Origin of the sequence: Paraburkholderia sp. EG304 (genome assembly GCF_046543485.1) — a bacterium.
Taxonomy (GTDB): domain Bacteria; phylum Pseudomonadota; class Gammaproteobacteria; order Burkholderiales; family Burkholderiaceae; genus Paraburkholderia; species Paraburkholderia youngii.
In genome coordinates this window covers 34,402-53,817 of record NZ_JBKGUA010000023.1, presented here as the reverse complement: position 1 = coordinate 53,817, position 19,416 = coordinate 34,402, and the positions used below count along the sequence as shown (strand labels likewise).

Sequence of the window (19,416 nt, the reverse complement as noted above, 5' to 3'; positions counted from 1 at the left end):
CCGCGTACGTCCGCGGCGGGTCGGGCCCAAGCGGCGCCGGAGCGTCTGAAAATCCTTCCCGACCGTCGCCGGCTCGTGCAACAGCAGGCGCACGGCCGACCTCGCAGTTGCAGGCTTCAGGATTTCCTGACCTCCGGATCAGGCTTTGCCGTAGTCATTTGCAGCCGCCGACGACTGCATGCAATCGCCCGTTCATCCATCATCGGTGGGGCTTGCGAAGATCGAAAGGCGATGTGCAAAATGATTGCGGACTTTCTGGACCGACGCAGGCGCTTGCAAGAGATCGACAGAATCTGCCAGCGCCTGTTCGAAACGTGGTGCGAGGCGCGCAGCCTGACACCGCTGACATACCTGCTGTTTTGCTGGCCGTTGCGCGACACTCGTCCTGTCGCGATACGACGTTTGCAGCAGACGTTGAAGGAACTGCGCCGCGATCATGCGGAAGGTTTCGATGCCGGCACGTTCGTGGCGCTCGATCAGCTCGTCGACCGTCTCGACGAATTGATCGATCGGGCAGAAATCCCGGTGACGCTTTCGCTGGTCACCTAGCCGGGCGGAACTTGCCCGCCGCGAATCCTGCGAGATGAACGGAGCAAGGCTTCACCAATCGGGCGCCTCACGCACGAGTTCGGATTCGGGACATGATCAAGATCCTCATCGCCGACGATCACGCGATCGTGCGCGGCGGCCTCAAGCAGATCATCGCAACTACCGCCGACATGATCGTGGTGGAGGAGGCTGGCCACGGCTCGGAGGTGATCGACAAACTTCGCAGCTGTGACATCGATCTGCTGTTGCTCGACATGACGATGCCCGGCATTAGCGGCGTCGATCTGATCCGACGCGTGCGCTCGGACCGGCCCGGGTTGCCGCTTCTCGTGCTCAGCATTCACAACGAGGCGCAGGTGGCGTCGCGCGCGCTGAGGGCAGGCGCGACCGGTTACGTGACCAAGGACAGCGATCCGGAGGTATTGCTGGCGGCAATCCGTAAGCTCGCCGACGGCGGACGTTTCATCGACCCGAAACTGGTCGACGCGATGGTCTTTGAAAAGCACGCGGGAGACGTGCCGCCGCACGAAGTCCTGACGGATCGGGAGTTTCAGGTGCTGCAGCTGCTCGCCAGCGGCCGGAGCATCAATGACATCGCGCAAGCGTGCTCGCTCAGCGCCAAGACGATCAGCACGCACAAGATGCGGCTAATGCAAAAGCTGGGTCTTTCGAACAACGCGGAGGTGATCCGTTACGCGATCAGGCACGGCTTGATCAGCGAGTAGTCGATGAAGCTGGACCATTGCTTTCGAACGAACCCGTCGCGCGGGTACACCTGATGGGAGAACATCGCATGGAAGTGCTATCGGCGCGTGAAATCGAATTGCGAGCGTGGATAAGCCGATGGTATGACCATGCCGTCGCAGTGGGCCTCGTACGGCCGCCGTTTCTGCTCGACGATGCAAAGGCCACACGCCTCGAGGCCTATTTCGCAGCGGGGTTGACGCCGGAGGAGGCTGCGCAGCTGTTCTTCGGAACCGTGCATTAAGTCTCGCCGCTCCTGGCGGTTCATCGACCGCAAACTCCCTCTCCAAGCACGGTGCCAGGCGCAAGTACCTGGCACCCGCCCGGTCGCCCGGCGCTCGCCATTGCGGTTGCCTCGCGCACGTCTCGCCCGCTCATCATAAGCGCGCATTTCCCACATATCGGGGAAACTCCCTGGCTCTCGAAAATTGGAATTCGACTTAACAAAGTTAGAATGACTGCTCTAAGACGGCTTCAGACCGTCTGCCCGACCGACGGCCCGGCGTGGGAACGACCTTCACGAATCGCAGTGGCAGCGATCACCGTGTCCGCGAGAACCTGAGAGATATCCCGTGAGCAGCCCAAAACAGATGCCATTTGCCCTATCCGTTTCGACCGACGTGTCGCAACTGCCGAACCAGTTCGTCGCCGGCTTTTGCGCGCTGATGAGGTTGAACGTCGATGCGTGCAGGTCCGCGGTCACAGGTGCCGCGCTGCACTGGGAAAGCCTATTGCGCGCCCAGACACCTGAACAGCTGATCAGACGCCAGGCCGATGTGATGCCTTGGCTCGTCCTGCAGTTCACCGGTTACACGCGCGGCTGGATGGACATCGCGTCGGAAACCATCGCGCCGTGCCGCGCCGGCAGCAATCACGACGACGGGCATCAGCTCCACGAGGGCACCCTGTCCGCTGAGCAGCCGGCCTGCGCAATGAGCATCGACGCGACGCTGAGCGAGGACCTCGTGCCGCCGCAGGAGCAGCGGGACGGCGAGTCCGTCGCCGAAGCAGACGTAGAGGAAATGGTCCGTGCCATTCTCGAGCGCGTTGCAAAGCCAACCCCCGACACGCCGGAACGCCGAAGTCCGCCTCGCGCACGCCGCTCGTCGACACGATAGGCGACAGGCTTCCACAAATTCTGCCGGGTCTGGTTCTCGCGTGCTGCCGATGCAGCCGTGGCCGGATCTGGTCACCCGTTGTTTCTTCCTGCCGCGAGGTAAGCGATATGTTGAGCCCGCACGAAGTGGCCACGCTGCTGCTGTTGAAGGATGCGCCTGAACGAATCGATTCGGATCGGGTAGAACTTGGCGCGCTGCGCGAACTGCAATTGATCGCGAATGAGCCAGCTGGCTCGGGATTCCGGCTTCCTCACGTGACGCCGCGTGGCGACGCTGTGCTACGGGCGTTCGCAAGGGTCCGTTGACTCGTGCAAGACAGCAAATAACACAGCATTCTCCCGGCGCGGGGAACGAATTATGCGGCAGCTCGAACCGAGGCTCGCGGTTCGATACCTGAAAACATCCGACAGGATGCTGCCACCAGCTTATGAAATATCTCGCCCGGGTTGCCGCACTTGCCGGCCTGGCTATTGCCGTCTGGCTCGTGTGGCACGTCGACGCGCAGAAGGTGCTCGGTTTGATGCGCGCGGCCGGCGCCGGGCTCGCGCTTGCAGGGATGGTCCATGTTCTGCCGATGCTCGCCAACGCGAGGAATTGGCAGATGCTGATGCGCGGCCCGATACGCCCGAATCTGTTCGCCGTACTGCGCCTCGTCTGGATTCGGGAGTCCGTGAACGGCATGTTGCCCGTCGCCCGAGTGGGCGGCGAAGTCGTGACCTTTCGCATGATGCGCAAATGGGGCATGGAGCCGGCCCCCGCCATGGCGAGCCTCGTCGTCGATCTGCAACTGACGCTGATCAGCGAAATGCTGTTCGCCATTGCGGCAATCGGCTATCTGATCGCCCATGCGGGCGCCGCGGCGTTGCACCTTGCGGCCAGGCTCGGAGGCGGCATCGCCATTCTGGCGGTTCTGCTTCTGGCGTTTTCGTTCGTGCAGCGCGCGAGTCCGTTCGCCCGTCTGACGAAGCTGTTCAATCGCATCACCAGCGGCAAATTCCGCTCGCTCGTCGGCGAGTCGGTGCGCATCGATCAGTCGATCAGCGAGCTCTGGCATCAGCCTGGCGTGATCGTCCGTTACCTGCTCACCTGGCAATCACTCCAATGCATCGCGACCGCGCTCGAGCTATGGCTCGCGCTCTATTTTCTGTCGGCCAAAGCAGGTTTCCTGCAGGCACTCGTGCTCGAGTCGCTGATCCAGGCGCTCAGCAGCATCGCGTTCTTTGTGCCTGGCGCGCTCGGCGTTCAGGAAGGTGGGTTTCTGCTAATCGGTACGGTGCTTGGTTTTCCTCCGCAGCTATGCCTGGCGCTCGCGGGTGCGCGCCGTTTTCGTGACATCATCGTCTTTTTGCCGGGGCTGATTGCGTGGCAGGTGGAGGAATGGCGCGACAAGCGGCGGGCTCCGGCCGGTGCGGCGGCAGGTGGCGCCGCTGAGGATTCCGGTGAGCACCGTAGCCGCCCTTCGCAGAGGGTCGGTCGCAAATCATGAGGCGAGACACTGGAAAACATGATGCGGTAGTGCTGTTCGGCGCCTTCGATCGCCACAACCTGGGTGATCTGCTGTTCCCTCACGTCGTCGCAGGACTGCTTGCGTGCGATGACGTGATCTTCGCCGGCCTCGCGCAGCGCGACCTGCGCGTCCACGGCGGTCACGCTGTACAGGCGCTCGCGCAATTGGCCGCCGAACGCGGCAAGGACCGCGTGCATATCGTGCACGCAGGCGGCGAGATCCTGACTTGCGGCGACTGGGAGGCGGCGGTGATGCTGCTGCCGCGGGACGAGGCACGGAAGATCATCGCGCGACTGGATGCACATCACGATGAGCGACGCGCATGGGCACGTGCGCTGACGGGTCTCGATGCGCTTGCTCCCTACATGGCGTCCCGTGAGATGTTTCCCTTTGCGTCGAGCGTCATTTATCAAGCGGTTGGCGGCGTCGATGTCGAGCGGCTGGACCCCTGCATGCGAGCAGAAGTCCTCGCGAAGCTCACGCAAGCCGACGACGTCAGCGTGCGCGACGTCCACACGCAGAATGGGCTCGCCGCGGCGGGCATTGTCGCGCGGCTCGTGCCGGACCCGGCGGTGATGGTGGCCGAGTTGTTCGGCGCGACCATTCGCGCGCGCAAAGAGCGGAGCGGCGTGGCGAATTTGCAGCGGGCGTTTCCGGACGGATATGTCGCCGTGCAGTTCAGTGCGGACTTCGGCGACGATAGAACGCTCGGTGTGCTAGCGAGCGAGCTCGATCGCGTATCCAACGAGAGCGGGCTTGGTAGCGTCTTTTTCCGAGCGGGTGCCGCGCCCTGGCATGACGATATGGCGTGCTACGAACGGATTGCCGCACGGATGAACGTCTCACGTACTCAACTCTTCCGTTCGCTGGAGATATGGGACATCTGCGCACTGATCGCCGATGCCGCTGCTTATGCGGGAAGCAGCCTGCACGGACGGATCGTCGCGATGGCGTTCGGTGTGCCGCGGGTGAATTTCGTTCATCCGGCGCGCGTGCATGACGCGACGAAACAGTCCGCGTTTGCCGCGACGTGGGAGCCAGCGGGCGTGTCGGGCTGCGTCGGGATCGAGGCGCTTTCGGAAGCAATGCTCGATGCGCTGACGATCGACCGGGCGTTGCTGGGGCGGACGGCCACACACCTCGCCGCGCGCTACCGCGAGGGGTTCGCACAGATGCGAGCTGCGATGTGTTGCGCGTGAAATCCGGGGCCTTGCGCGACGAGCGCAAAGCCCTGTCAGACAAACGCCGCAAGCAATGCCGTCAGATTTTCAGTCGAGAAACCTTCGTGCCGGCCAGCGACACGTCAGCCATCAGACCTGAATTCGTCAGCACGATCGCCTGAACGGGTTCGGTGGCCGTTGTCGTATCGATCGTGCCGTTCGCTCCGACCTTCACGAGCGCGACCGAACCTTCGCCACCGACCGACCATCCATTGGATTTGCGAAAGCTGTCGAGCGCCTCTTGCGTCATGAACAGAAAGATCATGGCCTTCGACTGCGCGCCCGCCTGCAACCCGAACGATCCCGATATCGTCTTGAAGTAGCCGACCGATTTCCCGTGCACCCGCAAAGCGCCTTCACCGTATTGGCCACCCGCGATGAAGCCGACCTTGAGCACGGACGGGAACACGAGTACGCCGTTCGCCTTGTCGACGAGTTCTCTTGAACCTTTGACCGTCTCGAACAGCCGCGTCAGGGTCTCGTTGACCTTCGCATCGATGACCTGCCGCTTCGATGCGTTGGATTCGGCGGCAACGGCGTCACTCAACGTGACCGCAGACCCGCTCAGCGCCACACCCGCGACTGCCAGAACCGCGGCACCTGTTTGTAAGAAGCTTCTTCTGCGCATGCTGCCTCCATCGTGGTTCACGGTCGGACCCGTGATGCTGCAATGGTTGAAGGAATATATTCCACCGACACTTGCCAATTGCGTTGACTGCTGCGGGACCGACTGCCTGTCGCCTTGAACGAATAAGCCGTGCATTCAGTCACCACCTGATCGTAGAAGATGACCTCGCTATTGTATGTAAGGGGCAGCACGGGTATTGCGTTGACATGCGTCGAATCGCGCAATTTGCGAATCGAAACTTTAAGCCTGCCTTAATCCGCACTTCATAGATTGAACGCTGGCCGAGCCGAGTTTGGTCGAAGGCTTTTCGAGCAAATCGACTTGGGAATGAAATGGCTTATCGGATGGAGAAGAAACATGACGCGGACGCGAGGAATCGATGCCCACTAGAACGATCACTAAAGGCAACCATACATACCGGATCGTAACCATTGGGGTAGCGGAAGGTGGCTACACATTTGAAATCATCCACATCGACCGTTCTCGGAACGTAATCAAGGAAGTGCGCCACCAACCGGGTATCGCTTACGCTCTGGAGGAAACCGCGTTGGACAACGGAATTCAAGTGGCGACAGAAATGGCCGGACAGCAGAAAGACTGAATTCCGTTTCGTTTCTCCTTTGCTTAGCCGACGTGCGCGAGCGCGCGCGCCGTGCGAACCGTGGACGGCCGGTCGCGCAGCAGTAGTGGCATCAAACGCCGATTGGCTGTCCGCGCCGCCCACTCGCAATACGCGGCGCTGCCGAGCACCCAGCCGTTGAGCGTCGCCTGCATCAGGTTATCGACCTCGCATTCGTCGAGCGGCTGTGCGCCCAGATCGCGGTAAGCCTGCTGGCGCTCGAACGGCGTATTGCCGAGCGCCCGGTACAGCGCGTGATCCTTGATGAAGCTATCCACACGCGACCCAATGTGGTGCGCGCAACTCGACCACTGGTAGTTTGCCGGGTCGGCAACAAGACGCTTGCGCACCGGTGCCTGATCGATGACCTGGCTCGTGAGCAGGAAATACCGCTCGGGCTCGATCACCGTCGCCCGGTACCCGCCGCGCCACACCGCACCGCGGCGTCCATGGCGGCGGTTGAAGGTCTCGACATAGCGGCGGCACACTGCCTGCATCGCCATGGCCACGCTCGATTCGTATGAAGGCGTGACGAGGAACTGGACCGCGTCAGGCATGAGCACCCACGCGTGGACTGCCAGATCGGCGACGCGCGCGGCGTCTGCCAGACAGGCGAGGAAGTACAGGTAGTCTCCCTCGTCCAGGAATGCAGGGCCCGCGATTCCCTGCAAGATAACGTGTTGCGGTTGTTCGGGGACGTAGTGCCGTGCGAGCCGTGTCATGCTGAATTAACCGGAAATCCGCTGTGGGAACGCGATCCCACAGATATCGCACGCGTCATGGTGCGTAACGCGCTACAGAAAATTCTATCGATCATCTCCGCGCATTTGCATCGCGAAAAGGCCATTTTTCTGGCCTCTTTTCGCTGATTTGCCGATCGCAGCCAGCACCTTTTATGTCACCGCTGAATTACGGCGCCGCTGCGCATCCCAGCTCTATCCCTTGTTGAAAAGACTTAAAACACGCGAGACCGTCTTGGTGGTCAGCACCAGCAAGGCGCCGGCGACGCTGTAGTCGACGTGATGCATAACGTCGACCAGATAGAAAACGGAAAGCGCAATGATCGGGTGGTAGATCGCACGGCTTATCAGGCTTTTCATCGGTATCTCACGCTGTAGTGTTCGCGCGAAGCGGTCAGTTCAGCGACGCGCCAGGTTCTAAAGTCCGAGGAAGGCTTGACTGCCGAAGTACGGATGACGTCGATCCGTGATGTTCCTTCCTGTCGTGAACTCTGCCTGCGACAAGCCGCTGCCGTCCTGCCCGTGAGTCGATGTTTCTTGACCGATCGTCCACTTTTCGCCGACGCATTGCGCGAGTCTCCAGCCGATCCGCAAAATGCTTCATAAGCTTCGCGAAAACATCGGTAAGGAATTTGTCATCGCGTGAGATAGCAGGTATAACATGTAGCCCTTGGCCGTCCTCGCGATTGCGCGACGGCCAGGTTTCTCGCCCGGGAAATCGCATTTCACGCGAGCTATCCATGGATGCAGTCTCTGATGTTCTGCGCGCCGTTCGTCTGAGCGGCGCCGTGTTTCTGAACGGGACATTCACCGCGCCGTGGTGTCTGATCGGCCGCACCGATGCATCGCTCTGCGGCGCTTATTTGCCGCCTTCCGAGCGCGTCGTTTCCTATCATCTGATCACAGAGGGGAGTTGCTGGGCGAAGCTGGCCGGCGATCCCGGTTCGGCCATTCACGTCCATGCCGGCGAACTGATCGTGGTGCCCCAAGGGGAAACGCACATCATGGGCAGCGCGATCGGCTTATCTCCGGTGCCGTCGGACTCGCTGCTGGCCGGGCAGATGGCGACAGCACCCGGTGAAGTGATGACGCTGTCCCATGGCGGCGGGGGCGCTGTGACGCGCATCGTGTGCGGCTTTCTGGCCTGCGACGATACTTTGAACAATCCGCTGCTCTCGGCGCTGCCACGACTCTTCAAGATCGACATGCGCCAGGATCCGCGCGCGGCATGGCTCGAGTCGTCTCTCAAACTTGCTGCCGCCGAAGCGGCCGAGTCGCGCGCGGGCGGCACGATCGTGCTTGCCAGGCTATCGGAACTGCTTTTCGTCGAAGCGATCCGCAGCTGTATCGAAGCGCTGCCTGAGAACCAGACCGGGTGGCTGGCCGGCGTGCGTGACCGCTACGTTGGACGCGCGCTTTCGCTGCTTCATGCGCAGTCGGCGCATGCGTGGACCGTCGAGGAGCTTGCGCGCAAAGTGGGACTGTCGCGCTCCGCGTTGGCGCAACGCTTTGCCGATCTACTGGGGCAGCCGCCGATGCAATACCTCGCCAGATGGCGCATGCAGATTGCGGCGCACGAACTTCTGACCGGTAGCAAGCCGCTCAACGCTGTGGCGGAACAGATTGGCTATGAGTCGGAAGCCGCGTTCAGTCGCGCGTTCAGACGCGAATTCGGCATGCCGCCTGCCGGCTGGCGCAAGAGCAAGGGACAGCCCAACGGCGCGGCAACATCAGCGCAGCCCGCGCAACATCCGGGTGGCCTCGCCGCAATGCCGGACCGGTGATGTCTGCCAGGAGGCGCCGTGCCGGCTCGACGACCTCGTCTGTCGATCCGTGCAAGCAGCGAGAAGAAACGGCGTTTCAGTCATATCGCGCGGCGACTCGATCATAGAACCTCCAGACTCCCAATCGTAAATTGAGCGTGCCGGAAAGCCAGACCATTCGACTGGCTCTGCCCGGCGAACCGACGCTCAACGCCGGACCGCGCAGCGGTCCACATTGGGAGAACTTTTATGAACGCAGTATTGCGGCTGTCCGATCGCGATCGCTACGCCCGATGCATTCGCGCTTCGAAATTGGTCAATTGGGATATCGACCGTGATGTGATCGGAGGCCGTACCTTCGATATGTCCCAGAAGTATTTGCCGGACGGACTCTCGCTGGTGCCGGATTTCATCACGCTGTCGGACGCGGAAAAGCGGTTCGTTAGCCAGATTCAGGGGCGCACCTACGCGAACGTATTCGGGCTGGTCGAGCGCTTCATCAATGCCAAGGTGCTGGAAGTGAGCCGAGACTACTGGCTCGGCGATCAGGTCGCGCTCGAAGCGCTGGTGCGCTTCAGCGACGAAGAGCTCAAACACCAGGCGCTGTTTCGGCGCATCGAACGAATGATCGGCGAAACGCTGCCCGCCGGTTATCGCTTCGACGTCGATCCCGATGCGCTTGCCGCCGTGGTCCTCGGCAAGAGCACGTGGGCGGTGCTGGCCATGACGCTGCATATCGAACTGTTCTCGCAGATTCACTACCGCCAGAGCATTCATCCTGACGATCAGCTATCCGAGCTGTTCAAAGATGTATTTCTCTACCACTGGAAGGAAGAGAGTCAGCACGCGATTCTCGACGAGCTCGAATGGAAACGCCACGACGCTACGCTGACGGATGCGGCGCGCGATCACGCGGTCAACGAGTTCATCGAACTGCTGACCGCGTTCGACGGCATTTTGCGCGTGCAGGCGTCAGCGGACTCGCGCTATTTCATCGCGAACTGCGGGCGTGCCGTAGTCGAGGCCGAAGCCATGTCGATCGAAGCGAATTTCCATCACGCTTACCGGTGGCAGTACCTCCATTCCGGTATGCATCATCCTCATTTCGCGGAAGTGCTCGATGGGCTCGTCTCCGAAGAGCAGGGGACGCGCATCCGGGCGGTCCTCGCCACGATGCATTGAGCGCGCGGACGCGCACGACTCATCCAGCTAAAGGAGAGAAATATGAATGCCAATGTACAGCCTACCGAAGCGCATATCGTCAACGGACTCAACGTCGACGATCTGCTCGCGCTGATCGACGACGTCAGGCGCGATGTGTCGAAAGCCGCGACCAGCTGGCGCGTCGCGACCGTCTGGCAGGGCCAGACGCATAGTCGCGCGGAGGTCGACGGGTTCTCGATCGGCGGCCAGCGTGTGCCGCGCCGATTCACGATAGATATCGACGAGCCTTGCGAACTCGGCGGATCGAACCGGTTTGCGAATCCCCAGGAACATCTGATCGCAGCGTTGAACGCGTGCATGACGGTGGGCTACGTCGCGCAATGCGCGGTTCGCGGGATCACGCTGCAATCGCTCGAAATCGAAACGGAAGGCGACATCGACCTGAGGGGGTTTCTCGGGCTCGATCCGCAGGTCGCGAACGGCTACGAGAGTTTGCGTTACACCGTTCGTATCAAGGGCAACGGCACCAGGGAGCAATTCGCGGAAGTGCATGACGCGGTGATGGCGACGTCTCCGAACGTCTACAACCTGGCGAATGCGGTTGCGTTGAAAGCGACGTTCGTCGTCGAGTGAATGGCAAGGCGTGACGCGCGCGGCGAGGACCGGATGGTTTTCGCCGCGCCGCGTTTGCCTGGCGTGGACCTTACGAGGCGGTGAAGACAATCATTGGCGGGCGCGGCGACGGTCGGTGCTTCATCATTCCAGTCCCTCGTGCTTCATCGCAAGCTGGACGGCCGGACGCGCGCGCATGAGTTCGGCAAAGGTTGCCAATTTCTCGGGCACTTCGATACCCATCTTTTTAGCCCAGAGCAGCATGGTGAACAAATAGGCATCAGCCACACTCGCTTCGCTGCCGAACAGGTAATCACCCTTGAACATGGTGGCGATCAACTGAAAGCGTTGACCGAGCTTCTCACGCGCTGCCGTTGCTTCAGCATCCGAAGTGGGCTTGAAAACACGGCCGAACTGCTTGTGGATTTCTGTCGAAATGAACGCGAGCATCTCGAGCAGGCGCAGGTTGCCGGGTTCGCTGTTGGGCGCAAGGGCAGGCTTGCGCTGTGCGACCCACGAAAGAATCGCGACATTCTCGGTAAGCCGCTGACCGTCATCCATCTCGAGGGTTGGGACGTAGCTTTTTGGATTGATCTGATTGAACTGCTCCCCCGTTTCGGTCTCCTTCGACTTCAAATCGACGCGAACCCTGTCGAAAGTGAGGTCGGCCTCATGCATTGCGATATGGTCGGCGAGGCTGCAGGCACCAGGCGAATAGTAGAGCTTCATGGTAGGGGTCCCCCTTTCTTGAAATGAACTCGACCGTTTCATCGCAGCAAAGGGTGTGCCGCCGCCAGAGAAACCGTCCGGCGGACTCGATAGCATGTAGAAAGTAGGGTCACTAGTATTCTGACTATGGCTCCTACAATAATTCAAGCTGTCTGACCCGGCCCATCCGAACCAGGATCACAACCGCAGCACGGCATCGGCGACGGCCAGCACAGGAGGGACTATGCGGTCGGAAGTGAAGTCCGGCGTGCGTCTGAGACGTTATGCAATCGCGGTGGCGGCCGTGGTCGTTGCGCTGATCGTCGTCGGCCGCATCACCGGCGTCCTCGTCGACTGGCTGTGGTTCTCCTCGGTCGGCTATGGTGGCGTTTTCTGGACCCTCCTTTCCGCGCGGGTGCTGCTGTTTGCGGCTGTGTTCGTAGTCTCGGCGTGCGCGATCTGGTTGTCGGGGATGTTGGCGCATCGTTACGCGAGGCGCGTCGATGTCTTGCGAGCGCAAGCGGCCGATCCGTCGCATGCGAGCGAGGTTGCGGTCGAACTGTCGGAACTGATCGCGCCGCACGTTCCCTGGCGCGCCAGTATTGCCTGCGCCGCGATCGTCCTGGGGCTGGTTGTCGCCGCTAGCGAAGCTTCGAACTGGGACATCGCGCTTCGCTTCATTTATCAGGTGCCTGTTGGCGCGCGCGATCCGATCTTCGACAGGGACATCGGCTTTTATCTTTTCTCGCTCCCCGCGTATGTCGCTCTGAAGAACTGGCTGCTGCAGCTAGTGTTCTGGAGCGCGGCCGTGGCAGGTGCGGTCTACGCGTTGCGCGGCGACATTGCGCTGGAGCGGCCACCACGCACGCTGTCGGCCGCCGCTATCACTCATGGCTCCGCATTGCTCGGGTTGTTCTTTGCGGTGAAGGCGTGGTCGTGGTGGCTCGACCGCTTTCTGCTGCTCTATGGCGACAACGGCGTCGTGGTCGGCGCGAGCTATACCGATGTCCACGTCGAGTTGCCGGTCCTGTGGATGCTTATCGGCCTTGGAGCCGCCTCGTCCGTTGCCCTGTGCATCAACATGCGCCGGCGCAGCCATCTGCAGCCCGTCGTTCTCGCATTGCTCGTATTCGGCAGTTCGATTGTGTTCGCCGAGATCTACCCATCGCTGTTTCAGCGCTTCTATGTCAAGCCGAGCGAGCTGAAACTGGAAACACCCTATATCGAGCATACGATCGCGCTAACGCGACAGGCATACGGCCTCGCAAACATCGAGGTCAAACCGTTCGAGGCCGAGCAGGGATTGACGCTCGACTCGCTGCAGGCCAATCGGGCGACCATCGACAACATCCGGCTATGGGATGTGCCACCGCTGATGGACACTTACGCACAGTTGCAGGAGATCAGGACTTACTACAAGTTTCTTTCGGTGGACATCGACCGCTATCAGCTCGATAGCGGATACAGACAGGTGGTGCTGTCGGCGCGCGAACTCGACCCGGCGATGCTTCCATCCAACGCCCAAACCTGGGTGAACCTGCACCTTATCTTTACTCACGGCATCGGCGTCGTGATGTCGCCAGTCACCGAGAAGTCCACTGAAGGCTTACCGTCTTTCTATCTGCACGATATTCCGCCCGTCTCCAGCGGTGGCCCGGCCATTCGCGAACCACGTCTGTATTTCAGTGAAGGCCGCCAGGACTATGTGATCGTAAACGGCAACGTAGCTGAGTTCGACTATCCGCGCAGGCCGACGAATGCATACACGAGGTATAGCGGGCGCGACGGCGTCACGCTCGGCGGTGTGGGGCGCCGCAGTCTCTTCGCCTGGCAGCTCGACGATCCGAACATTTTGCTGAGCGGCTATATCACTGACCAGAGCCGGATCCTGCTTCACCGCAACATTCAGGACCGCGTGCGGACGATCGCGCCGTTCCTGACTCTCGACCATGACCCCTATGTCGTCGCGAGCGATGGGCGGCTGTTCTGGATCCAGGACGCCTACACCGTCAGCCGGTGGTTTCCGTACTCCCGGCCCGGTTTCGGCGACAACGCCAATTACATTCGAAACGCGGTCAAGGTCGTGGTCGATGCGTATGACGGCACGGTCGATTTCTACGCCAGCGATCCCGCCGACCCGCTCTTGCGCACATACGAGCGCATCTTCCCCGGTATGTTCAAGCCTTTGGACGCGATGCCAGCGGGTCAACGGCAGCATATCCGCTACCCCGAAGATCTGTTCCTGATCCAGGCGCAGCTCTACCGCGCGTATCACATGGATGCGCCGGAAGTGTTCTACAACCGCGAGGACCTGTGGCAGTTTCCTCAGGAACTGGTCGGCATGGATGGCGGAAGCTCCGCCAGTACCATGCCGCCGTATTACACGATCATGCGACTCCCCGGCGATCCGCGCGCCGAGTTCATTCTGATGCTGCCGATGGTGCCGAGCCAGCGGGAGAACATGATTGCGTGGCTCGCGGCGCGCTGCGATCAGCCCGGGTACGGCAAGCTCATCGTGTATACCTTTCCGAAGGACAAGCTGGTCTACGGGCCGTTTCAGATCGAAGCGCGCATTCAGCAGAATACCGAGATCTCGCAGCAGATCTCGCTGTGGAACCAGATGGGCTCACGCGTCATTCGCGGTCATCTTGTAGTCGTGCCGATCGAGAACTCGATCCTCTACGTTTCTCCGCTCTATTTGCGCGCGGCGTCCGGTCAGTTGCCGGAGATGAAGAGAGTGATTGCCGCCTATGGCGAGCGTGTGGTGATGGAGGACACGCTGGATCAAGCGCTGGCGGCGCTATTCCAGCAGACCGCGCGAGCGTCATCGCCGTCCCGGGGCACGGTGGATGCTCGCGCGCGAGAGGCACTTGCTCACTATGACCGCGCCATCGAGCGATTGAAGGCGGAAGACTGGAGCGGCTTCGGCGCGGAACTGAATGCGCTGCGGCCGTTGCTCGAGGCGCTCGGTGCTGGCCGTTCCGATGATCAAAAATCACCAGCGGGACAGGGGACAGGCCGTTGAATGCCTGTGCGTCGATCAATGCGGCTCGCCGAGGCAAGCGTCGGCAACATCGACGATCGGCTCGCTGTCGGTGTGAGCTTCCGGAAACCGATCAACGCACCTGATCTGAACGTAGGTCCACCACGTTCCCGGTGGATCGTGACCCAGCCACATCACGGTGGCCGCGACCTTGGTTCGCAGCCCCCATTGCCGCCAGTCGGCGCCGGTCGGCGAAAAGTTTCCGTGAATGTCCTTATACAGGTTGCGGTCCAGGCCGTACCGCTTCAGATAGGGCGGGTTGATGCGCTCCTCGAGCGTAGCCGGCTCGCCACGTGCGATGCCCACCTGCGCCAGATCCGCGTCCCGGCGGAAATCGCTGACGGCACGGCCGACCACCAACAGCTCGAACAGCAATACCCCGCCAATTGCGATGCAAGTCGCAACAATGCAAAGCGAGAGCGCCCAAAGCACCCGCCTTGTGGTCGTCGGTGTCTTCATCCCTGCCGACCTCGGTACCGGCATCGCGATTCGCTGCCAGCAAGAGCCAAGCCGGTCCGCAGTCCGGTACGGGTACTTCAGGCCCTTTGTAGAAGGTCAATCGCCTTTTCGGCGTCGTCCAGCGAGTCGAGCGCGAGATAAGCGATGAACTGCGTGCCAAGTACAGCGGCCGACACGCCGCGGAGATTGATCCCGCCATCCGCCAGCATCTGGCTCAATTGCGCGATGATGCCCAACTGGTCCAGACCCATTACACGGATGGAGTGAAGGCTCGGCGTGACGCTGAACCCCGCCTGGGTGGCGGCGCGGGTCACACTGTCTCCCTGTAGCGGAGCGACGAACACGACTCCCTTACCCGATGCCTCTGGCGTGCGACGCGCCACGATGAACTGCAAGTCGGCACCAGCATCCCGCAAGACGCTTAAGACTTTCGCAAGACCTCCCGGTTTGTCGTCGATGGTAGCTGCCCAAACCTCGACATGTTCCACACTCAGTTCCATGGCCGTCCCTCCCGGCTCGAACCTCATTAGAAAAATCTACTTCACGAACGGCAGGCGGGCAAGGCCCGTTGGACGGCGCACCGGTCGGCGATCCGCGTCCAACTTGCTGCTGCTGGGCATCTGTATCAAGATCAAGTCGCCTCTTCACCAACAGGCGACTCTGATGACAGACGATCCCGATGACGATCCCGCTACCGATCCCGACGAGCTGAAAGGCCCAGGCGGCATGAGCTTGAGGCAGATCCACGAACAGGTGCGGAAGTCCGCCCAGCGCGACCGCGAAGCGCAGACTGCACGCCACGCGCCCGCTCCTCCGCAAAGCCGCTGGCAGCGATGGGTGCGCTATGTATGGGGCCGTAGCGGGCGACGCTAGGCGCAGGTTGAAACAGGTCCGAACTGCATCTACCCGGCTACCCATTTGGGTGGTGTGCGCCCCCCGTGGTTCTGTCATTGTGAATCCGTCGTCATCACGCAATGGGCAGGGGGCTTGAAATGGAAACCACATCCTCGAGCGGCAATCCTTTGATGGATCTCTCGGACAATCTGGCGGACATCGTCGCGCGTGTAGGGCGGAGTGTCGTGGCGGTACACGGCCGGCATCGCATGCCGTCGAGCGGCGTAATCTGGCGACGTGGCGTCGTCGTGACGGCAGCACACACGATCAGGCGTGAGGAAGGAATCGAAGTCACATTGGCCGACGGCCGCACGGTCGCCGCGGTCCTCGCGGGCCTGGACCCGGGCTCCGACGTCGGCGTGCTGAAACTGGACGGCGTCGATCTCGACCCGATCGATTCTGGCGATGCCCACTCACTGAAGCCGGGTCATCTTGCGCTCGCCGTCGCCCGTGCGGACGATTCCGGCGTTAGCGCTGATTTCGGCGTGATCGGCGGCGTAGGGGGAGCCTGGCGCACGTGGAGAGGCGGACAACTCGATGCGTTCGTGCGACTGGACGGCGGCCTGCGCCCTGGTTTCTCCGGGGCGGCCCTCGCGGATATGCGCGGGCAGGTCGTCGGCATCTGCACGTCGGCGCTGATGCGCGGCGCCGGCATCGTGATTCCGGGGACGACCGTGGAGCGCGTCGCCGATGAACTGCTGGCGAAAGGGCGCGTGTCGCGGGGCTACCTTGGTGTCGGCACGCAGCGGGTCGGCCTGCCGGAAGCCTGGGTCAAGGAAATGAACCTGTCGTTCGGCAGTGGCCTGTTGATCAACTCGCTTGCGCCGGGCGGCCCTGCGGAGCAGGCGGGCGTGCTGATAGGCGATGTACTGATCGAACTGGACGGCAAGGCTTGCCGCGACATGGGCGACGTCAGTGCCGCGCTGGGTTCGGCAAGCGTTGGGCAGCAGTTGCAGATCGCCTTGATTCGAGGTGGCGAACGCCACGCGTGTTCGGTCACGGTGGGCGAACGGCCCCAACGGAATTCGTGCAGATGAGGTCCGGGAAGGGACGAAATGTCGGATGGACAGACAGGACAGACAGCGCCTTTGCGGGTCGCCGTGATTGCGGCATCGTGGCAAGAGCGCGCGAGCCTGCAAGCGCTTGTCGAGGCGAACCCGGCACTCAAGTTCCTGGGTAGCGCAGCCGACGCCGAAAAGCTCGTCGATTGCCTCGCCGGTTCGGTGCCGGATGTGATCGTCACCGACATCGCGCCGGAGGCAAGCGACGCGCTCAAGACTCTGCTCGAACTCTCGCACGCGTCGCCGTCGCTCGTGCTGTTGAGCGACGACCCGGACAGCGACTGGATGCTCGATGCGCTGCTCGCCGACGCGGCGGCCATCCTGCCGCGCAACGCGATGCCAGCCGAAATCGTCGCGTCCATCGAAGCCGTCGCCGCGGGCCTTTGCGTGCTGACGCCCGACATCCTCGCAAGGCTGCTCGCCGAAACGAGACCGTCGCGCCAGAAGGCACCCGGCGACACGTTCGAAGCGTTGACGTTACGAGAGATCGAAGTGCTGGCGATGCTCGCCGACGGACTCGGCAACAAGGAGATCGCGCGGCAACTCGACATCTCGGATAACACGGTGAAATTCCACCTGTCGTCCATCTTCGGCAAACTCGGTGCGACCAACCGCACCGAGGCGGTGATGCTCGGCATGCGGCACGGATTCATCATGGTGTAGACAATCTCGTGTTGGTCTACCCACGACGCTGCACGACGTCATGTTCGAGCGTTTTCCACGAGCGCGGCAATCTGCACGAATTCGACGTCGGGGCGTACACCGTAAAGACCGGTTACCCGATGGCGGAGCTCATCGGTGAAGAACGCTTTGGCTGCGTCCTCCGAGTCCCAAACGTAGAAGTTCGTGGCTTCACGCTTTGCGGAATTGAGCGTGAAAGCCTTTGAACGTAGCCCCGGCATTCCCTCGAACCTCCCACGTGCGGTCTCGGCAATCGTCCGCACAGCTCGTTCATCGAAATTGTCGCCGTAGCGAAACGTAACGAATACACCGATCATGTCGTACTCCTTTCGACGCAATCATCAATGGAAGCTTTGACGGAAGGGCCCGTCTTGGCAGGAACTGCACCCGCGCGGACTCGCGCATGCAGGTATGGCTGGGCTTGCCTGATCTACGTTAGTTCAATTCGCTCGTTAGCGGGCGGCTCGCTCGATTGCGAGCGAGAAAGCGGTGACGCAGAGCTTCGGTTGCCTCGCCAGACGCGCCAGGCAATGGCTGGCCTCAGCAGCGACGGCGGTGGAACCATCAGGTTGACGACCTTCAGAAACGCGGTTGCCAATGCGCTGTCGCGGGTCGCGGCAACGTGAAGCCAGCCGATATACCGGTTGATGAAACGTAGCATCGGCGGCCGCCGGCCCTCGATGAGCGGATTGCGAAGGTCGTTGCCGACCGCGATATCCCATGCAATGTCGACGATTTTCGCGGCCTCCGCGAAGAATCGCCGCGCAAGATCGTGCGCGCCTGCGCGCAGCAGGCACCGTTGCAAGGTCAGCGCTTCCTGCGCCGCGACCGTCATGCCCTGTCCGTAGACCGGGTTGAAGCTGCAGATTGCGTCACCGAACACCAGGTAGTTGCCGGGAAAGCGTGCAAGCTTCTCGTAGCGACGACGCAAGCTGTGGACGTAGCGGTAGCGCCTGTAGCCGCTCAACGGCTGGGCTGCGGCGACGATGTCATGAATTTCCATGGTCGGCAGTGTCGCCAGATACGCGAGAAAGCCCTCATCGTTATCGGGCGCCTCGTCGCCGAGAAAGCCGCCGGTACTGACGATCCAACTGTCGTTCTCCTGTGCGAGGATCACGCCGTTTCGCCAGTTCGGCGCACTACCGGCGACGATGATGCCGAGCTTGCCGTCGAGATCGGTCGGCCGACGTCGATAGGTGCGGGTCGTGTAGCCGATGCCGACCTCGACCTTCTCGCTGACGGGAGCCGGGTAGCCGAGCACTGCGAGCCACGTCGCGCTGGACGAACCGCGTCCACTCGCATCGACGACGAGATCCGCGTCGAGGGTCTCTTCGGGCTTGCCTTCGGCGCGTATGCGCACACCCGTCACGCGCTCGCGGGCGGAGTCGCTGGCGAGCCCTCGCACCGCGCAGTTCTCGATGGCGCGCACATTCGGCAGTGCCAGAAGCCGCCGTCGCAGATGGCCTTCGAGCACCGGACGGCTCGCGAGAAGGCCGGTCAAATCGCTGTTGCCATTGGCAAGCGTGACGTTGCGGCCGATCCAGAGCAGGTCGTTCACGACATCGCCGAGCAACCCGCCGCTTTGCGTGACGACCTCGTTGTTGTATCCGGGAAAGAACTCCTCGAGCACCTCGCTGCCGCGGGCAAGCAGCCCATGTGTGTGACGGCCCTGCGGGACGCCTTTGCGCCAGCTGTCCTCTGCCGGAAACGCATCGCGTTCGAGCACGGTCACGGTGGAATAGAAATCCGACAGCGCGCGCGCGGCCAGCAGCCCACCCATTCCGGCGCCTATCACGATCGCATGCTTACCCAGGTTCTTCATGGCAAATCCTCCGGTGCGATCCGCCGCAATGAGTGCAGCGATGATCGTCTGGCGTGCATGGTAGGATCGACGCGTCCCCTGAGC

The 19,416-nt window shown here is 61.8% G+C and carries 23 protein-coding genes; 15 read left to right on the top strand and 8 right to left on the bottom strand.

Annotated elements, in window-relative coordinates; translation table 11 throughout:
• Window positions 1-75 precede the first annotated feature (75 nt).
• The 7 genes from ACLFKU_RS25265 to ACLFKU_RS25235 all read left to right on the top strand — a co-directional run bounded on the left by ACLFKU_RS25265 (window position 76) and on the right by ACLFKU_RS25235 (window position 5,117).
• The gene (locus ACLFKU_RS25265; protein ID WP_368581373.1) at window positions 76-549 is read left to right on the top strand and encodes a hypothetical protein; all 474 of its coding nucleotides are present in this window, start codon (window positions 76-78) and stop codon (window positions 547-549) included.
• A gap of 92 nt (window positions 550-641) precedes the next feature.
• On the top strand, window positions 642-1,274 hold the full coding sequence (locus tag ACLFKU_RS25260) for a response regulator (protein WP_368581374.1): 633 nt from the start codon (window positions 642-644) through the stop codon (window positions 1,272-1,274).
• 68 nt (window positions 1,275-1,342) lie between these two features.
• Window positions 1,343-1,537: a hypothetical protein gene (locus tag ACLFKU_RS25255; protein WP_368581375.1), complete on the top strand. Its 195-nt coding sequence runs from the start codon at window positions 1,343-1,345 to the stop codon at window positions 1,535-1,537.
• 328 nt (window positions 1,538-1,865) lie between these two features.
• Window positions 1,866-2,411, top strand: coding sequence for a phasin family protein (locus ACLFKU_RS25250; RefSeq protein ID WP_410850885.1), 546 nt, complete (start codon window positions 1,866-1,868; stop codon window positions 2,409-2,411).
• A 107-nt stretch (window positions 2,412-2,518) separates the two neighbouring features.
• Complete coding sequence (locus ACLFKU_RS25245; protein WP_410850884.1) at window positions 2,519-2,716, top strand: hypothetical protein; 198 nt, start codon at window positions 2,519-2,521, stop codon at window positions 2,714-2,716.
• Between the two features lie 122 nt (window positions 2,717-2,838).
• Window positions 2,839-3,897, top strand: coding sequence for a lysylphosphatidylglycerol synthase domain-containing protein (locus ACLFKU_RS25240; protein WP_410850883.1), 1,059 nt, complete (start codon window positions 2,839-2,841; stop codon window positions 3,895-3,897).
• 29 nt (window positions 3,898-3,926) lie between these two features.
• Window positions 3,927-5,117, top strand: a complete 1,191-nt coding sequence (locus ACLFKU_RS25235) for a polysaccharide pyruvyl transferase family protein (protein WP_410850882.1) — start codon at window positions 3,927-3,929, stop codon at window positions 5,115-5,117.
• A 61-nt stretch (window positions 5,118-5,178) separates the two neighbouring features.
• Here the strand turns inward: ACLFKU_RS25235 and ACLFKU_RS25230 are convergent, their stop codons facing one another.
• Window positions 5,179-5,766 carry a YSC84-related protein gene (locus tag ACLFKU_RS25230; protein WP_410850881.1) on the bottom strand — a complete coding sequence of 196 codons (588 nt, stop codon included), beginning with the start codon at window positions 5,764-5,766 and terminating at the stop codon, window positions 5,179-5,181.
• Between the two features lie 379 nt (window positions 5,767-6,145).
• On the opposite strand from ACLFKU_RS25230, the gene ACLFKU_RS25225 reads away from it, so the two are divergent.
• Window positions 6,146-6,367: a hypothetical protein gene (locus ACLFKU_RS25225; RefSeq protein WP_368581380.1), complete on the top strand. Its 222-nt coding sequence runs from the start codon at window positions 6,146-6,148 to the stop codon at window positions 6,365-6,367.
• A gap of 23 nt (window positions 6,368-6,390) precedes the next feature.
• On the opposite strand, the gene ACLFKU_RS25220 is transcribed toward ACLFKU_RS25225, so the two are convergent.
• Complete coding sequence (locus ACLFKU_RS25220; protein ID WP_368581381.1) at window positions 6,391-7,107, bottom strand: transposase; 717 nt, start codon at window positions 7,105-7,107, stop codon at window positions 6,391-6,393.
• 213 nt (window positions 7,108-7,320) lie between these two features.
• Window positions 7,321-7,485 (bottom strand): hypothetical protein, encoded by a 165-nt coding sequence (locus ACLFKU_RS25215; RefSeq protein WP_368581382.1) that lies wholly within the window; start codon window positions 7,483-7,485, stop codon window positions 7,321-7,323.
• Between the two features lie 380 nt (window positions 7,486-7,865).
• Between ACLFKU_RS25215 and ACLFKU_RS25210 the strand changes: the two genes are divergently transcribed.
• The 3 genes from ACLFKU_RS25210 to ACLFKU_RS25200 all read left to right on the top strand — a co-directional run bounded on the left by ACLFKU_RS25210 (window position 7,866) and on the right by ACLFKU_RS25200 (window position 10,685).
• The gene (locus ACLFKU_RS25210) at window positions 7,866-8,909 is read left to right on the top strand and encodes an AraC family transcriptional regulator (protein ID WP_410850880.1); all 1,044 of its coding nucleotides are present in this window, start codon (window positions 7,866-7,868) and stop codon (window positions 8,907-8,909) included.
• Between the two features lie 228 nt (window positions 8,910-9,137).
• Entirely contained in the window at window positions 9,138-10,070 is a 933-nt protein-coding gene (locus ACLFKU_RS25205; protein WP_410850879.1) for a hypothetical protein, read from the top strand.
• Window positions 10,071-10,112: 42 nt separating this feature from the next.
• Window positions 10,113-10,685, top strand: coding sequence for an OsmC family protein (locus tag ACLFKU_RS25200; protein WP_368581385.1), 573 nt, complete (start codon window positions 10,113-10,115; stop codon window positions 10,683-10,685).
• Window positions 10,686-10,808: 123 nt separating this feature from the next.
• On the opposite strand, the gene ACLFKU_RS25195 is transcribed toward ACLFKU_RS25200, so the two are convergent.
• Window positions 10,809-11,393: a glutathione binding-like protein gene (locus ACLFKU_RS25195; RefSeq protein ID WP_368581386.1), complete on the bottom strand. Its 585-nt coding sequence runs from the start codon at window positions 11,391-11,393 to the stop codon at window positions 10,809-10,811.
• A 223-nt stretch (window positions 11,394-11,616) separates the two neighbouring features.
• Here ACLFKU_RS25195 and ACLFKU_RS25190 point away from each other — a divergent pair, with 223 nt between their 5' ends.
• Entirely contained in the window at window positions 11,617-14,397 is a 2,781-nt protein-coding gene (locus tag ACLFKU_RS25190) for a UPF0182 family protein (protein WP_410850878.1), read from the top strand.
• 15 nt (window positions 14,398-14,412) lie between these two features.
• Here ACLFKU_RS25190 and ACLFKU_RS25185 read toward each other — a convergent pair whose 3' ends face one another.
• Window positions 14,413-14,790, bottom strand: a complete 378-nt coding sequence (locus tag ACLFKU_RS25185; RefSeq protein WP_410850877.1) for a hypothetical protein — start codon at window positions 14,788-14,790, stop codon at window positions 14,413-14,415.
• Window positions 14,791-14,951: 161 nt separating this feature from the next.
• A complete protein-coding gene (locus ACLFKU_RS25180) occupies window positions 14,952-15,374 on the bottom strand; it encodes an ACT domain-containing protein (protein ID WP_368581389.1) in 423 nt (140 codons plus the stop codon).
• 163 nt (window positions 15,375-15,537) lie between these two features.
• On the opposite strand from ACLFKU_RS25180, the gene ACLFKU_RS25175 reads away from it, so the two are divergent.
• The 3 genes from ACLFKU_RS25175 to ACLFKU_RS25165 all read left to right on the top strand — a co-directional run bounded on the left by ACLFKU_RS25175 (window position 15,538) and on the right by ACLFKU_RS25165 (window position 17,492).
• Window positions 15,538-15,747: a hypothetical protein gene (locus tag ACLFKU_RS25175; protein WP_410850876.1), complete on the top strand. Its 210-nt coding sequence runs from the start codon at window positions 15,538-15,540 to the stop codon at window positions 15,745-15,747.
• 152 nt (window positions 15,748-15,899) lie between these two features.
• Entirely contained in the window at window positions 15,900-16,805 is a 906-nt protein-coding gene (locus ACLFKU_RS25170; RefSeq protein WP_410850921.1) for a S1C family serine protease, read from the top strand.
• An 18-nt stretch (window positions 16,806-16,823) separates the two neighbouring features.
• Window positions 16,824-17,492: a DNA-binding response regulator gene (locus tag ACLFKU_RS25165; protein WP_410850875.1), complete on the top strand. Its 669-nt coding sequence runs from the start codon at window positions 16,824-16,826 to the stop codon at window positions 17,490-17,492.
• A 38-nt stretch (window positions 17,493-17,530) separates the two neighbouring features.
• Here the strand turns inward: ACLFKU_RS25165 and ACLFKU_RS25160 are convergent, their stop codons facing one another.
• Entirely contained in the window at window positions 17,531-17,827 is a 297-nt protein-coding gene (locus tag ACLFKU_RS25160) for a hypothetical protein (RefSeq protein ID WP_410850874.1), read from the bottom strand.
• 113 nt (window positions 17,828-17,940) lie between these two features.
• The gene (locus ACLFKU_RS25155) at window positions 17,941-19,332 is read right to left on the bottom strand and encodes an FAD-dependent oxidoreductase (RefSeq protein WP_368581393.1); all 1,392 of its coding nucleotides are present in this window, start codon (window positions 19,330-19,332) and stop codon (window positions 17,941-17,943) included.
• Between the last annotated feature and the right edge of the window lie 84 nt (window positions 19,333-19,416).

What these genes read in the sequence shown, in the direction of transcription:
- ACLFKU_RS25245 (WP_410850884.1), top strand. Translation starts at nt 2,519, where the DNA reads ATGTTGAGCCCGCACGAAGTGGCCACGCTGCTGCTGTTGAAGGATGCG.
- ACLFKU_RS25215 (WP_368581382.1), bottom strand. Translation starts at nt 7,485, where the DNA reads ATGAAAAGCCTGATAAGCCGTGCGATCTACCACCCGATCATTGCGCTT.
- ACLFKU_RS25190 (WP_410850878.1), top strand. Translation starts at nt 11,617, where the DNA reads ATGCGGTCGGAAGTGAAGTCCGGCGTGCGTCTGAGACGTTATGCAATC.
- ACLFKU_RS25175 (WP_410850876.1), top strand. Translation starts at nt 15,538, where the DNA reads ATGACAGACGATCCCGATGACGATCCCGCTACCGATCCCGACGAGCTG.
- ACLFKU_RS25255 (WP_368581375.1), top strand. Translation starts at nt 1,343, where the DNA reads ATGGAAGTGCTATCGGCGCGTGAAATCGAATTGCGAGCGTGGATAAGC.
- ACLFKU_RS25180 (WP_368581389.1), bottom strand. Translation starts at nt 15,374, where the DNA reads ATGGAACTGAGTGTGGAACATGTCGAGGTTTGGGCAGCTACCATCGAC.
- ACLFKU_RS25170 (WP_410850921.1), top strand. Translation starts at nt 15,900, where the DNA reads ATGGATCTCTCGGACAATCTGGCGGACATCGTCGCGCGTGTAGGGCGG.
- ACLFKU_RS25220 (WP_368581381.1), bottom strand. Translation starts at nt 7,107, where the DNA reads ATGACACGGCTCGCACGGCACTACGTCCCCGAACAACCGCAACACGTT.
- ACLFKU_RS25205 (WP_410850879.1), top strand. Translation starts at nt 9,138, where the DNA reads ATGAACGCAGTATTGCGGCTGTCCGATCGCGATCGCTACGCCCGATGC.
- ACLFKU_RS25160 (WP_410850874.1), bottom strand. Translation starts at nt 17,827, where the DNA reads ATGATCGGTGTATTCGTTACGTTTCGCTACGGCGACAATTTCGATGAA.
- ACLFKU_RS25240 (WP_410850883.1), top strand. Translation starts at nt 2,839, where the DNA reads ATGAAATATCTCGCCCGGGTTGCCGCACTTGCCGGCCTGGCTATTGCC.
- ACLFKU_RS25210 (WP_410850880.1), top strand. Translation starts at nt 7,866, where the DNA reads ATGGATGCAGTCTCTGATGTTCTGCGCGCCGTTCGTCTGAGCGGCGCC.
- ACLFKU_RS25230 (WP_410850881.1), bottom strand. Translation starts at nt 5,766, where the DNA reads ATGCGCAGAAGAAGCTTCTTACAAACAGGTGCCGCGGTTCTGGCAGTC.
- ACLFKU_RS25155 (WP_368581393.1), bottom strand. Translation starts at nt 19,332, where the DNA reads ATGAAGAACCTGGGTAAGCATGCGATCGTGATAGGCGCCGGAATGGGT.
- ACLFKU_RS25165 (WP_410850875.1), top strand. Translation starts at nt 16,824, where the DNA reads ATGTCGGATGGACAGACAGGACAGACAGCGCCTTTGCGGGTCGCCGTG.
- ACLFKU_RS25260 (WP_368581374.1), top strand. Translation starts at nt 642, where the DNA reads ATGATCAAGATCCTCATCGCCGACGATCACGCGATCGTGCGCGGCGGC.
- ACLFKU_RS25200 (WP_368581385.1), top strand. Translation starts at nt 10,113, where the DNA reads ATGAATGCCAATGTACAGCCTACCGAAGCGCATATCGTCAACGGACTC.
- ACLFKU_RS25225 (WP_368581380.1), top strand. Translation starts at nt 6,146, where the DNA reads ATGCCCACTAGAACGATCACTAAAGGCAACCATACATACCGGATCGTA.
- ACLFKU_RS25195 (WP_368581386.1), bottom strand. Translation starts at nt 11,393, where the DNA reads ATGAAGCTCTACTATTCGCCTGGTGCCTGCAGCCTCGCCGACCATATC.